This is a genomic window from Helicobacter japonicus (genome assembly GCF_000762845.2).
In the GTDB taxonomy this organism is placed as follows: Bacteria; Campylobacterota; Campylobacteria; order Campylobacterales; family Helicobacteraceae; genus Helicobacter_C; species Helicobacter_C japonicus.
The window spans coordinates 1-13,348 of the sequence record NZ_JRMQ02000007.1 but is presented as its reverse complement, the minus strand read 5'-3'; the positions used below and the strand labels follow the sequence as shown (position 1 = coordinate 13,348).

At 34.9% G+C, this 13,348-nt stretch carries 16 protein-coding genes; 2 read left to right on the top strand and 14 right to left on the bottom strand.

Going from position 1 to position 13,348, the window contains the following annotated elements; translation table 11 throughout:
• Positions 1-35 precede the first annotated feature (35 nt).
• Positions 36-806 (top strand): M15 family metallopeptidase, encoded by a 771-nt coding sequence (locus LS65_RS05845; RefSeq protein WP_084707880.1) that lies wholly within the window; start codon positions 36-38, stop codon positions 804-806.
• A 6-nt stretch (positions 807-812) separates the two neighbouring features.
• On the opposite strand, the gene LS65_RS05840 is transcribed toward LS65_RS05845, so the two are convergent.
• The 4 genes from LS65_RS05840 to nrfH form a co-directional block, all read right to left on the bottom strand.
• Complete coding sequence (locus tag LS65_RS05840; RefSeq protein ID WP_034360910.1) at positions 813-1,214, bottom strand: diacylglycerol kinase; 402 nt, start codon at positions 1,212-1,214, stop codon at positions 813-815.
• A 9-nt stretch (positions 1,215-1,223) separates the two neighbouring features.
• Positions 1,224-2,216: a hypothetical protein gene (locus tag LS65_RS05835; protein ID WP_034360912.1), complete on the bottom strand. Its 993-nt coding sequence runs from the start codon at positions 2,214-2,216 to the stop codon at positions 1,224-1,226.
• Between the two features lie 173 nt (positions 2,217-2,389).
• Positions 2,390-4,240, bottom strand: coding sequence for an ammonia-forming cytochrome c nitrite reductase subunit c552 (locus LS65_RS05830; protein ID WP_034360914.1), 1,851 nt, complete (start codon positions 4,238-4,240; stop codon positions 2,390-2,392).
• Positions 4,241-4,266: 26 nt separating this feature from the next.
• Positions 4,267-4,776 (bottom strand): cytochrome c nitrite reductase small subunit, encoded by a 510-nt coding sequence (nrfH, locus tag LS65_RS05825; RefSeq protein WP_034360916.1) that lies wholly within the window; start codon positions 4,774-4,776, stop codon positions 4,267-4,269.
• Positions 4,777-4,898: 122 nt separating this feature from the next.
• Here nrfH and LS65_RS05820 point away from each other — a divergent pair, with 122 nt between their 5' ends.
• On the top strand, positions 4,899-5,723 hold the full coding sequence (locus LS65_RS05820; protein ID WP_034360918.1) for a purine nucleoside phosphorylase YfiH/LACC1 family protein: 825 nt from the start codon (positions 4,899-4,901) through the stop codon (positions 5,721-5,723).
• A gap of 4 nt (positions 5,724-5,727) precedes the next feature.
• Here LS65_RS05820 and LS65_RS05815 read toward each other — a convergent pair whose 3' ends face one another.
• The 10 genes from LS65_RS05815 to LS65_RS05765 form a co-directional block, all read right to left on the bottom strand.
• A complete protein-coding gene (locus LS65_RS05815) occupies positions 5,728-6,129 on the bottom strand; it encodes a hypothetical protein (RefSeq protein ID WP_138129790.1) in 402 nt (133 codons plus the stop codon).
• The gene (locus LS65_RS05810; RefSeq protein ID WP_034360922.1) at positions 6,072-6,677 is read right to left on the bottom strand and encodes a class I SAM-dependent methyltransferase; all 606 of its coding nucleotides are present in this window, start codon (positions 6,675-6,677) and stop codon (positions 6,072-6,074) included. Before LS65_RS05810 ends, LS65_RS05815 begins: the two co-directional genes overlap by 58 nt.
• A gap of 30 nt (positions 6,678-6,707) precedes the next feature.
• Entirely contained in the window at positions 6,708-7,535 is an 828-nt protein-coding gene (locus LS65_RS05805; protein ID WP_236096658.1) for a class I SAM-dependent methyltransferase, read from the bottom strand.
• A gap of 105 nt (positions 7,536-7,640) precedes the next feature.
• Positions 7,641-8,534, bottom strand: coding sequence for a class I SAM-dependent methyltransferase (locus tag LS65_RS10165; protein ID WP_236096657.1), 894 nt, complete (start codon positions 8,532-8,534; stop codon positions 7,641-7,643).
• Positions 8,535-8,568: 34 nt separating this feature from the next.
• Positions 8,569-9,162 carry a class I SAM-dependent methyltransferase gene (locus LS65_RS05790; protein ID WP_052061078.1) on the bottom strand — a complete coding sequence of 198 codons (594 nt, stop codon included), beginning with the start codon at positions 9,160-9,162 and terminating at the stop codon, positions 8,569-8,571.
• Positions 9,131-9,397: a hypothetical protein gene (locus LS65_RS05785; protein ID WP_034360924.1), complete on the bottom strand. Its 267-nt coding sequence runs from the start codon at positions 9,395-9,397 to the stop codon at positions 9,131-9,133. Before LS65_RS05785 ends, LS65_RS05790 begins: the two co-directional genes overlap by 32 nt.
• On the bottom strand, positions 9,398-10,372 hold the full coding sequence (locus tag LS65_RS05780; RefSeq protein WP_236096656.1) for an FkbM family methyltransferase: 975 nt from the start codon (positions 10,370-10,372) through the stop codon (positions 9,398-9,400). It abuts the gene before it with no gap.
• A gap of 34 nt (positions 10,373-10,406) precedes the next feature.
• On the bottom strand, positions 10,407-11,345 hold the full coding sequence (locus tag LS65_RS05775) for a hypothetical protein (RefSeq protein WP_236096655.1): 939 nt from the start codon (positions 11,343-11,345) through the stop codon (positions 10,407-10,409).
• Entirely contained in the window at positions 11,346-12,077 is a 732-nt protein-coding gene (locus tag LS65_RS05770; RefSeq protein ID WP_138129789.1) for a class I SAM-dependent methyltransferase, read from the bottom strand.
• A complete protein-coding gene (locus LS65_RS05765) occupies positions 12,070-13,263 on the bottom strand; it encodes a glycosyltransferase family 9 protein (protein ID WP_052061097.1) in 1,194 nt (397 codons plus the stop codon). The genes LS65_RS05770 and LS65_RS05765 overlap by 8 nt, the downstream gene beginning before the upstream one ends.
• Positions 13,264-13,348: the final 85 nt, after the last annotated feature.

Below are 13,348 nucleotides of genomic sequence, written 5' to 3'. Positions count from 1 at the left end.
ATCTTATCATTTCAAGCTATTAAACAGGTAAAGAAATGATAAGAGTAGCAATATGTTTGTATATAGTCTGTATATGTTTAGTTGCAGGACAAGTTGATGATGAACTTGCACAAGAATGTGTGAAACGATATTATCCGCAAGTAGTGAAAATAGCTGATAATCAAGTAGTTCTTGATGATGGAAGCAGTTTTGTATGGGACGATGGTTTAGAAAAGAGTTATGATGAAATGCTTTTAAAACCCGATATGAACGATGCCTTTACTTATCCCTATCCATTCAAGGGTTATGTGCTTAATCGCAATGAGGATACTTCACGCATACGGCATTTAGGATTTTATAGGGCAATTTATGGGCATTCAGAAGAGGAAGTTAATGCCCATCTTGTAAGATTACCTTGGTTTCAACAGCGGTTTGATAAAAGTTTTATTGTAGTAACGACTGCAAATGGTGTAGATAAGGCTTTTGAACGTGTAATACAAAGACTTGAGAATATTCCACAAGCATATTATCAATTTTTGAGCGACCAAGATGCTTTTTATTGGCGTAATATCGCAGATTCTCCTAACCTTAGTCCTCATAGCTTTGGTATTGCACTTGATATCAATACGCAATTTTCCAAGTATTGGCTATGGGATAAAAAAGAGCGCAATGAATATCAATATGAAAATCAAATTCCTCCAGAGATAATCAGTGCTTTTGAAGATGAGGGTTTTGTATGGGGTGGTCGGTGGTGGCATTATGATACAATGCACTTTGAATATCGCCCAGAGATTATTTGCTATGCAAGAAACTTACATAAATATTAGAATCTTTTACAATACAAAGCGATTTAAAAGATAACTTCCCCATACAAAAGCGACAAAAAGACAAGCAATGAGCTGTATTGCGCTTCCCATATCTTTAGCTTTTTTAGCAAGTGGGTGAATATCAAGGCTTGTAAAATCAATAGCATTTTCAATAGCGGAATTGATAAGCTCAACAATCACAGAAAGAACACAGGGTAATATAAGCAATATAAGCTCTACCCAATTTTGTGCTATAAAAAATGCTACAATGCTTAAGACAATGCCTATGCTTAGCACTTGCCTGAAACCTTCTTCATCTTTCCACGCAGCCTTAATGCCATCTAATGAAAAAAAAAATGCATTGTAGAGACGCCTTAAGCCTTTTTTACCTTTTTTTTCATTGCGCTGATAGTTCTCTTGATTATCCATAATTAAAGCCTAGTGTGAGATAATTTCAAAGGTGAAATTATCTCTAAAATATGGAGAATAATAATCTAATTCTTCAAATAAAACAAATTCCTCTTCTTTACCTTGTTTGCGTTGAAAGGAGAATCCAATTTCTTTACTATCGCCCAATATAAAAGATTCTAGGGCATCACCAAGAGATATAATTTCATTATCATAGGTTTTTCCTAGTATAAAACTTGTAGCAATCTTCATTAATATGCTGGTATTTTGAGCATATTGCCTGAAACCTTCTTCATTTGCAGTTGTGCCTTGCGCTTTACTTTGTAATTCGTAAAATTTATACATATCTTTACTAAAGCCATTTTCTTTGACTTTAAATAAAACTTTTTCAAGTGCGTATTTATATTGGTTGGTAAAATTATCTTCGCTCAAGAAAAAATCAAAATAGAAACTTTCTAGAATTTGTGCAATATTTTGTGTTGTAAAACTTTCGTGCTGATATGCGTCATTGCCTTGCATTTGGTAATCTGCATTGTTTGCTGTGAAAGCACATTGGAAATTTTCAAAGAGTTTATTTTCGTTTTGTTTGAGCGAAACATTACAATTTATTTTATTGGGGATAAAATGTGAAAGCAAAGTAAGACTTTCCATAGTATTCGTATCAGTTTCATCAAGGTTTTCGACTTTAAATTGCAATTCCTTGATATTTAATGATAACTGGAGCGAAGTATTGTCCATAGAATCAATATCAAACCCTGTATTTTTGAGAACAAAAGCACTTTCATCATCACTTGCTATTACAATTTTTGGACTATAACACCTTATGCTTATAAGTCCGCCACAAGAAAAAGGTTCCCATTCTGAAATAAATCCACTTTCTTTGACAAAGGTTTCAAATTTTTCATTCAATGTTTGTTGCATATGCGATTTAATTTCTTTGCTTTTAAAAGAAAGAAAAATGCCTAAGCCTATTGCTATAATCGCACCAGCACCTAGAATAATGCCAATCAACTTTTTACTCATTCATATTCCTTTGAGGTTTAATTAAAAAAATTATAGCACAGTATCGTAATGAGAAACTATAAAGAGCCAAAAGTATTAAGAGTAAAACTTTAAGCTTAAATAGATTTTGGGAGTGGATTTAGAATCTAAAAAGAAGTAATAAAAAAAACCCTCTGTATGAGGGCTTTAAGAAATTATTTTGTGCTTGTAGCACTTGCAGAGATTTTATCAATTGCTTCAAAGTTATAGGGCTTAGTATTTTTATCAAGCTCTAAGAGTTCTTGTGGTGCTTCACCATTTACCCTAGGATCTTCATAGTAGCGTTCACCTGCAGTATGTCCATTAAGGTCAATTTTATACACAATTTCACCAGGATTAAATTTCTGAATCTCATCAAATCCAAGATTAGAAGTTTTAAAGCCTTTGATACCATTTGCACTTGCAATTTCAACGAGTTTTGTTTGTCCCATTCTTGCCATTTCAACAGCCTGAAGAAGCATACGGCTCGCTTCGCGTGGATTATGGAATCCTGTGGAGTTTTCTGCTCCAACAAAATCTCCTCTCATCTGTCCGCGGCGATGAAGTTCTAATGGCTCAGCAAGAGCTTTAGAGATTTTTGTATCATCAGGTTTGCCTTCAGTTTGGTATGCGGGAAGCTTACCAAGTTCTTCTCGTAATTTTTTAATATCAAAGATAAGGCTTACAGTTGCATATTCTGCGCTTCTTAAATCAAATGCTACTGATTTTTGAATATCCGCAATTTGATTTTTGAGATAATCCTCTGGTTGTGTGTGGCAAGTTTTACACGCAGAATTCACATCAAAGAGTGGAGAAGTGATATTGTGTTGTGTGATTTTCTTGCCACCTGCACCCTTAATATAAGGCATATGACAATCGGCACAGCTTACATCATTTGCAGCATGGACACCTCCGCTAAAGAGTTCATATTCAGGGTGTTGAATCTTAATCATAGGTGCTTTAGTTTCTTTATGTGCCCAATCTTGTGGGAAAATAGGACGGACTGCATCATAGTGTTCATCGAACATCTCGATTCTAAATTTTTCACCTTTTTTCCACGCGCTCCAAGGGAATGTAAGGTTAATACCATCGACTTCAATCTCAGTTGCCTTATTACCATCTCTCCAATGCTCAAATTCATCATACGTTTTTTGTGTGCCATTCCACCATTTTTGATTCGGATCGCTAGCAATAGTTTCACCCATAACTTTGACTTTTTCACCTGTTGGCTTAAAGTAATATTCTACGTGGCATTGAGCGCATACGAGTGTTCGCATTTCTTTTCTATCTGCTTTAATACCTTGTGCTGCGTCTTTTTGGTAACCTCTATCAATAAGTGCATTGATAAGCGCAGGACGCACCACTCTTAGACTCATATCATCAGGATTGTGGCAATCTGCACAAGTTACACCCATTCTTTTTCCTCCGTGAGGTCCGCCGTGCTCTTCAGATCCTTCTTTGATGCCATTACGTGTAGGGACATTTTTAATCATTGTCCAATACTTTGTGCTGTTAAAAGCGGTGAAATCGCCTTTTGCTACATTATTAATAAGCCAAGGAGTCCAACCACTATGGCAATTCATACACGCTGCTGGTTGTCCGCCAAATTTAGCAAAGCCGTGTGCATTGAGAAAATCTTTATTATTTCGTGCTGTTTCCATTTGATCGACTTGAATCCAAAAATGCCCTCTTTCTTCGTTTGCATCAAGGCTAAAAGGATATCCAGCCCACAATATAGTAAGTTGTGGATAGCGGATAAGTTTTGAATATGCAAGATTCCCACCAAAGTTTGTATATTTTGGTGTCTCAGTTTCTACTTTGAGATACATATCAAGATATTCAGGGAAGTTTTTACCCCAAAAATCAAAAGTTGGATTTTTATCTGTAAGTTCTACAAGCTGTTTTGACACAACTCCTGTATTTCCTGCTTGTTTTGATGAAATATCTTGATTGAGCCATAAAAGTCCAACAATCACAATAACGCCTATAATAATAAGTATAGGCAACATTCCTTTATTTTTTTGCATTTATTCCTCCTTCATGGATATTAGAATTAGAATCCTCTTTTGTGTCCTACACTCTCGTGGCACGAAACACAACTTAGAGCATTGTTATGTCCGGGTATGGTCGTAGGATTGACCGCATTTTGGGCATATTCAATATGACAACGCACACAATTATCTTGCACAATTTGTTTGCTTGATTCATTTGCACTAAGATTTGTAGGCAATGAATCAAGTTTGAATGTAAAGGCATAAGCGTGTCCTACACCGCTTTGCGCTTTAGCAATCCATTTTGAGACAAATCCGTGTGGTAGGTGGCAGTCATTACAGGTAGCTCTTGGTTGTCCGGCAATTCTTTGGGAATGTGGAGCACTAAGATAGTCGTTAAAAACCTCATTCATAATATGGCAGTTATTACACGCTTCAGGCTCGTTGCTAAAGTAAGATACTCCTTTAGCGTGATAAAAAGTATAGCACGCAAGGATACCTATAATAACAAGAAGTATAATAAAAGCACTTGATATAAGAGAGGACGACTTTTTCTGTATGCCTCGTCTCAAGAAACCCTCCTTATTTGTGTTACCGAGTGAGAATCTTTTAAGAAAACACTCAATAGAATGTTACTATTATTACTTGGAAAATGATTTGGTTTGTATCAAATATGAGTATAAAAAGGAAAAGAATGTTTTTATATACAAGTTTGCAAAGTTCGCTTTTTCAAAAACAAAATATATGTTTTGCCCTCACCAATCGCTTTGATGGAGCAAGCACAGGAGCATTTAATGAGCTAAATCTTGGTCATTATGTGGGCGATACATTACAGAATCTAACATATAATTATCGTATTGTTGCAACACGATTTTATGATGAGTTTCATATTAAGCAAAATCACAGAAAACCTATCTATTATATGGAGCAGTTTCATAGCACGTGTAGTATTATGCTTGATAATACTTTAGAATCTTCTTTTTTATTAGAGCAGTCTCTAATGGCAAAAGAATTAAAAAATAAGCAAGATTCTGTATGCGTTGGTAGAGCAGATGCAATTATTACACGCTTACCTTATAGAATCTGTCTCGTGGTGGTGGCAGATTGCAATCCTCTTTTGCTCTATGATACAAAGCACCACGCAATGGCGGTAATACATGCAGGGCGCAGAGGTATATTTGATAGAATCTTGCCACAAACTTTTGCAAAAATGACCACTCTTTATGGCACAAAGGCAGAAGAATGTCTGCTTTATGTTGGGGCTTCTATCCGCTCGTGTTGTTATGAAGTAGGGCAAGAAGTGCGCGATGAGCTTTTGAGGCTAGGCTTTGAATCAAGTGCAATGAAAGGCAATAAGCTTGATTTAATTCATTGTATTCACGCACAATGTGAGAATATAGGTATCAAGCAAGAACATATTGAGATAAGCCCTCATTGTAGCTGCTGCAATGACAATCTCTATTCCTATCGCAGAGATGGCATTACAGGACGCTTTGGGCTTTTGGCAATGCTGGTGTAAAATATTATTTTATCTTATAAATGGCTACTGCTGTGTGTCCGTAAGCATTTGGTGGGATTTTTATGCAGTGTTTGCCTATTCTTCCTAGTCTATTGATTATTTTTCTAAAAAATCCTCTATCCACAAGTGGGGTAGGGAGAAAAAGTTTTGCCCACATTGTGCTTTTGTAAAACTCGATGTGCTCGTTTTGGACATTCTCGTGATGCAAGTTAATGAGCTTGAGATTAAAAATATCAGCGATATTATGCAGGGTGTTATCACTAAAGCGAGAGATGTGATGAGGAGGCATATTGAGAATACCATTGACACAATATTGAATGAAGCTATCTTCGCTTGGCACAGCGATTATTAATAAAGATGAGTTATGCCCCCCCCCCCCATACTTAGTTGTGAATCTTTTAGGCATTGAATTTGTGCAGAGATAAAGCCATGAGGATTACTTACGTGTTCTAACACTTGGAAGCTACAAGCAATATCAAAGCTATGTGCATGGCTTTTGGCATATTCTTCAATGGGTATATTTTCAATTAAAATTCCATTTTTTGCTGCTAATTCTTTCGCTTGTGTGTTAAATTCTAATCCAACATAATGTGCTTTTGCTTCTTGAGGTAGGAAATGTGCAAATGCAGCCTTGCCACAACCTACTTCTAATACTTTAGAATCTTTATTTATAAATTGTTTGGCAAAGCTATATTCGTGTTTTTCACTAAAATAATACCAATCAAGTTCGGTAAGTGTGTTGTAGAAGTTATTATCACCTGTGGGGATAGTGCCATCTTTGGTAGTAAAAAAACGCAAATCACAGCTTTTGCAGTGATGATAGAGTAAATCATTCGTAATAAGGTAGCTTGTATCCATACCATACACTTTTCTACACAGTGCATTTATATCATCTTGCTTTACTTCTTGGGTAATTTCAGTGTTGTTACTATGACAGAGAATACAGTTTGTCATTTTGAATCCTTTGTGTGAGATGCGAAATGTTTAAGCACTTTGAGAAGTGGCTTGAGTATGGGTTTGAGAATAGGCATTATTGCAAATAAACATTTGCTCCCCCCCCCCCGCTAATTTCGTTGTAAAATTGACGCGTGACTTTTTGTGTTTTGTGTAGATTTCTACATATTCCGTGCCCTCTACACTGCCATTATAAGAAACACCCATCATTGTAGCAATATATCTAAAAGTATAGCGATAATGAAAATGTTTAGGCAGATGGCATTCAATAACAGGGTAAAAGCAGTTACCAATGAGTGCCTTTCCCCCGATTGTAAGGCTCACAAGCATAGATTCAAAAGTGTGTAGCACATCATCAACGTGTTCTAAAACATCAGTGGATACAAGACAATCATAATAGTTTTCTTTAAGCGTAGAAACAAAGGCAACATTACTAAATTCTTCAACGCATTTTTTGCCATAAGAACTAGGGAATGGTTCATAAATATCAATTTGCGTATGTGGGCAAAGCTTTGCTATCTCTTTGGCTAGGCTACCAAATCCACCACCATAATCACATACGCGCTTTGGATTGAGTGAAGCGATATATTGCGCTATCGCCTTGCGTATATGAAGAGACAGCTCGTGAGATTCTATAAAAAGCCCATTGAGAATCCACACAGGGTGTGCATAAAATTTGCCTATTTTTTCCCAATCTAAATGCTTGTTATCACAACCCATATTATGCCACACTTGATTGAGTAGATACCACATTTGCTCTAAATCATCGCTAATGTTGGGATTTTGCATATGGAGCAAGGTGAGAATCTCTTGCCTCTCACTCGGCTCTAAATTTTTGTTTTCTAAGTTAATATTCATTTTCTTCCTTTGCTTTTGTGCCTTTTTATTTTATCACAAAATTTTATAAATAGCTTAAAGCAATACTAAGGGCAATGTGAGAAAATAGATTTTAATTTTTAAAATCTAAATTTTATTTATTGCTTCAATATAGAGGCTAGAGACACCTTTATATGGAGAGCCATCACTATTTATATCAAGGTAGTATTCATTGAAGTGAGCAATGGCAGAGGTATTATATCTCATTTGCTCTATTTCTCTAAAACCTGCTTCTTGTAAGAGACGCGTAAGCGAAAAATTATCGTATGCCCATTTGTGTCGTTCTCCAATACTTGTGCGGATAAAAATTTCATTACGGATAGAGGCAGGTGTGAGAAAATAGAGAATCTTTAAATAGATATTGAGAAATTTATTTGCTATTTTATCAAGGGTGATTTTAGAGATAAGGGGGATATATTGTGTATTGTTGGTAAAAATATCAACACCTACACGTTCTTTGATAAATGCCCCAAGTATTTTGTCATCATTAGCTATTACAGATTCAAAACAAATTTTCATATCGCCGCCACTTTGTATTCTAACCATTTGGTCGAATATTTCAAGCATAAGCCAATCATATTGTGAAGTGAGGGTAGCATAAGCTTCATTATACCCCCCCCCCATTGATTTTTTGCTAGAATCTAGCATATTATTTTGCATATAAGATTCAATCTTTTTGAGTGTATCTAAATAGACTTGCACCATATTTTGTAAATCTGGCACGACAATACGCACAATCCCATTTGGCTTTAGAATCCGCTTTATTTCTTTGAGGATTTGCACAGCTTTATTTGGGTGTAAATGTTCTAAAAAATGGCTACTATATGCCACATCAAAGCTATCATTTTTGAATGGTAGGGTGGAGAGGAGATTGACTTTTTTGACACGATTGTCAATGGGGCTAAAGTCAATATTTACCCAATCAGGGTGGATTCTACTTCCGCAAGCAAAATTAAGCATTTTGAATGTGTTATTTGACATAATAATCCTTTTTTAATAAGCTAAAAAAGAGTGATTATAATCTTTCTCCACTTAAGATTTGAGAATCATTTATAGTTTTGCTTTTGAGTTTTCTTTTTGCCAAAGAAAATAAGCCTTTATGACTTAATCTTATAATCCAAGCAAACAAAAAAGGATTTATTTTTTGCTCACTCATACAATGAATATTGCCATAAGATACAAAATATAAATTGTGAGATTTGGCAATAATTTCTAAGGATTTTTGTGTATAAAAGCTAATGTGTTGTCCGTGTTCAAATCCATAATACCACCATTTATTTTTACCAGAAAATATTGGTATATCTAGGGGAAGGAGTTTGGTAGAAAAAAGTAGATTTGGACAGATTCTAAGCATAGCATCAATACTTTCTTTTGGGTTTGGGAGATGTTCAAATACTTCAAAAGATGTGCCAAGTGCGAGGTTGTATTTTTTTCTTTCATTATATTCAAACCCACGCGCAAAGAGATTTTCACAATATTCATCACTCCATAGAGATTCTATCCCTACATCACGCAGAAGGCGCACTAAAAGTCCTGTGCCACCACCAAAGTCAATAAGTGTATATTCATTATTTTCATTATACCCCCCCCCCCATTGCCTTTTTGCCAAATCCAAAAATGAGGGTAGCCATACAAGTAACGATTTTGTATAAGTAAAGGTTGCGTGATACTATGCCTGTATCGCTTTCATTAATAGCCTTTTCATAGGCTAAATTGAGCCAATGAGCGTTATCTACACTCAAAAATCCACAATGAGGACATTTATACAATGTTTCATCAAATCGGTCAAGTATAAGTGTATTAAAAGCTGGAAAGGCAGGATTATGACATATCTTACATAACATTTATTTTCCTTTGGTAGTAAAATTAATATAATCTTTTGCATTAAATAGGCTGTCTTTATGAAAGGTAAGCACATCATAATAATAGATATTTTGCCTTGATTTTAGGGTGTAGTCTATGAGCAAGGCAAGGTTAGTACTATCATCACTTGCTATTTTGCAAAGCAAAGTGCCAAAATTATCAAAAATTAATAATTCTTTATAACCTAGCTCATTGAGTAAAGAGAAAATAGAGAGAGGGTTTTCATCTTGCGCTACAAGGTGATTTTTGTCCCATTCAAAAAATAAGACACTTTGATTTTCTGTGAGTGTTTGTTTTGCGCCTCTTAGCACTTTGAAATCAAAGCCATCAGTATCAATTTTAATAAAATGCGGTGCAAAATGTGTTTCAGCAATAACACTATCAAGTGTGCGAATCTTAACAGATTCAAAATCTTGTAAAGTATTTCCTTTGTCTTCAATAGACTGGAGGGTGCCACTTCCATCTCGTAGAGAGATTGTATAATGCCCCATTTTATCACCTAAAAAACATTCATAGAGGAGAAATTGTGGTTTTGTATTTTCATTATACCCCCCCCCCATTACTTTTTTGCCAAAATTTAATTCTATATTTTTTGCAATAAGATTGGCATAGCTTTTTTCACCTTCACATAGAAGATATGACGCATCATTTAATCCCACAAAACAACAAGTATCACCGATGTTGCTTCCTACATCTACCATAGAAAATGCACTTTTTTTGTTATAAATGTATTGTGCTATATTGCGAAGCTGCATATCATAGGAGGGGTAACGTTTTTGAACAATAAATATTGTATGAGAAAGTGGCATATAGAATGTGAAACCTCTAAAATGGCATTTAATTGTAGGATTACACACTTTAAGGAGCAAGTTCCTTGCTTTGAGTAGGAGATAAGCTAAAAGTTTGGATTGAGAATTGAGGTAGCTTTGATAAATTATTTGAGCTAAGAGTGCCATTTTCATCTCCTTGTGTATCTTATAAGCAGAGTTATTATATCATAGATAAAGGCAAATGAGCAATGTTTTCAAGCCGTTTGTCTCCATAGAGATAATTGAGTGTGCCATTCTCATCACGACTCTGCCTTGCATAATGAGAATGGCAATAATATGAAAGATGTTGCACCTTGAGGGTGGAAATCTTGTAAGAGAGTGTATTATGCACGAAAAATGCGTTTGTCTGACTCTTATCGCAGCCTATAAAAATATAATCCTTTGCTGTGCCAAGCTTTATAAGCGCACCCAGACTTGCACCAAAATATAAACCACTATAATGTGCGCTAAAGCGGTTAAAATCTTCTCTATATGGAACACTTACGATTTGTTCACCAAAAATTGCATTATATTCTATCACTACAATAGCAGGAGCAACACATTCAATAGCCTCCCATACATAATAATCTACACCATCAATATCAATACTTAATAGGGCAATGTTTGTGAGATTACGTGAAATGAGGTAGTTATGTATAAGAGTATTAATATTATCTTTTGTGATAAAGGCGCAAGTTGCTTCTAAATCATATCGCCAATAGATTTCATCATTTTTGATAAAATCGATATAGTCTGCTCTACCGTCAATAACTAAGCCCTGCCAATGACGTTTTTTGAGCAGATAGCGCGTATTAGATTCTGTATAATCTTGCACACCAAATTCTACAAAGGCTTTAGGGTAGGGGCTATGTTCGCAATCAAGCTCTAATATTTCAATGAGAAAATCTAAGATTCCATCTTCTCCATTTTGGGAATACGCACTGAACTCCATAGATTCTATACTCACCCCCCCCCCCATTAATTCTTGCTTATAAGCTTGCAAATGTTGCTGCGAAAGTAAGTCAGCATTGAGCATAGTGAGTTTGTCTATTTTAGAATCTAATGTGTAGGTGAAGTGTCTTTTTACGCGGTGAAGTAATGAGCGAATGTATTTTTTCATCTAAGATTCCTTTGTGGCAAGAATTTTTATTTCGTAACTAAAAATTTGTGGGCTTGGTGCGTGAAATGCACTTCCTGTAATACGATTCCAAAAAGCGATATTATACCTATAAAGTTTAAGGAAAAATTTACGAATCAGTTTTTTAATGCCTTTTGTTCCAGTTATTGCATCTTTATCGATTATTTTTATATCGTTAAAGCCAGCCATTTGTAAAACATATATCAAGCTTCCAGCAGTGAAAAGGGTATTATGAGTAAAATCTTCATAAGCCCAATAACAGCCTGTATGACTTTGAGCATTTGGCACGGCGATAAAGATTTTGCCACTTTCATTTAAAAAATAATCTTTAAAATGAGAAAGTAAGGGGATAATTTTATCCTTTGGCAAATGCTCCAGTGTGTGTGTTGTAATAATCAAATCAAATTTTTGGCTAGGAATAAAATCAAAAATATTTTCACATACCATTGCTTCTATTCCTAAACTCTGCACATACGCAACAGCATTTTTATTAATATCAATACCAAAGAGATGAAAGTTCTTATCACCCCCCCCCCCGCTAAAATCAAAATTTTTTTCTTTTAGAGCAAGGAGATTTTGTCCAAATCCGCAGCCAAAATCTAGAACTTTACTTTGAGAAGGCAGAGATTCTATAACTTCCTTAAAATATGCAGGAAGTTTAGTATTTTTATACATTTGAGGATTAACACCTCTAGCTTGAAAATAATCATTCATTTGCGGCTCCTTTTGTCATAATTTTATCAATAACACCGATAACTTGTTTGGCTGTTATTTCATTAATATCGAGTGTGCTTTGGTAAGCATAAGTATTACTTAGCTCTTCATATTTATCGAAGTTTTCTTCGATAAAAGGGTGAAACACCGGGTAGTATTTATCCCTTAGCCTTTTTGGATAAGGGATAAACCTACCTAGGTGGTTGCCATTAGACACGACGATAACTATCGTCGTGTCTAATATGGTTGCCAAATGTGCGGCACTTGTTTCATTCGAAACAAGTAGGTTGCCATTATACACGATTCCACCTAGTGCATTTAGGCTTGTTTTGCCTACCATATTAAAAACCTTATGTTTTGCATTGATTTTAGATTCTAAAATTTCTGCTTTTTCCATATCTTCTTTACCGCCACAAATAACGATATTTTGGTGATAGTTTTCTATGAGATACTGACCAATTATTGCAAAATTTTCAATACTCCATTTTCTGTATTCAGCACTCGCTCCAATAAAAAGCACGCTATAATTTGATATTGCTTCAAATTTTGTAAATAACGTGCCATTGATGTAAGGCTCAATATGGATTTGTTTTTGAAAAAGATGATTAATGAATTCATTGTTCCTATAAAACTCGAACATAATCTTTTCACTACTTTTAAAGAGTTGTGTGTAGATTCTGTCATTTTGTGCTTTAATATTTGGGTCTATATTTATATTATCACCGCTTGGAGCAAATTTATAAATGGCATTGATTTTGTTTGATATGATGATATTGTTTATATCTCTTGAATGTATGGGGTTAATAAATATATCAAATTTATTTTTTTGTATTTTTGCTAAAAAAAGAATGCTATACACAATGTTTTTTCTAAATTTTTTGTTGTCAATCCAAATGAATTTATCGATGTAGGTTTTATCAAGACAAAGTGCAATATCTTGAAACACAATGTTTCCAATTAAGGTAACGTGGTAGTTGCTATATTCTTTTCTTATCACGCGCAAAAAATCTCTGAATAACAAATAATCGCCAATAGCATCGTTTCGCAGTATCACTAAGGATTTGTTTTGTCGTGCTTTTTTTGTGGGATAAAGTAAGTTGATGATTGAATCTATAATAAAATAAATAGGTTTTTTGAGTATAGCCTTTGCGGTAAAGGAGATATGTAAGATGCTTAGGCTACGCATATATTGCCACCTAAGTAAGATGAGTTATGAATCTGTGATGAATAAATAGAGGAGGGGTAAAGTGAGGGTGTAGATATGTATATTA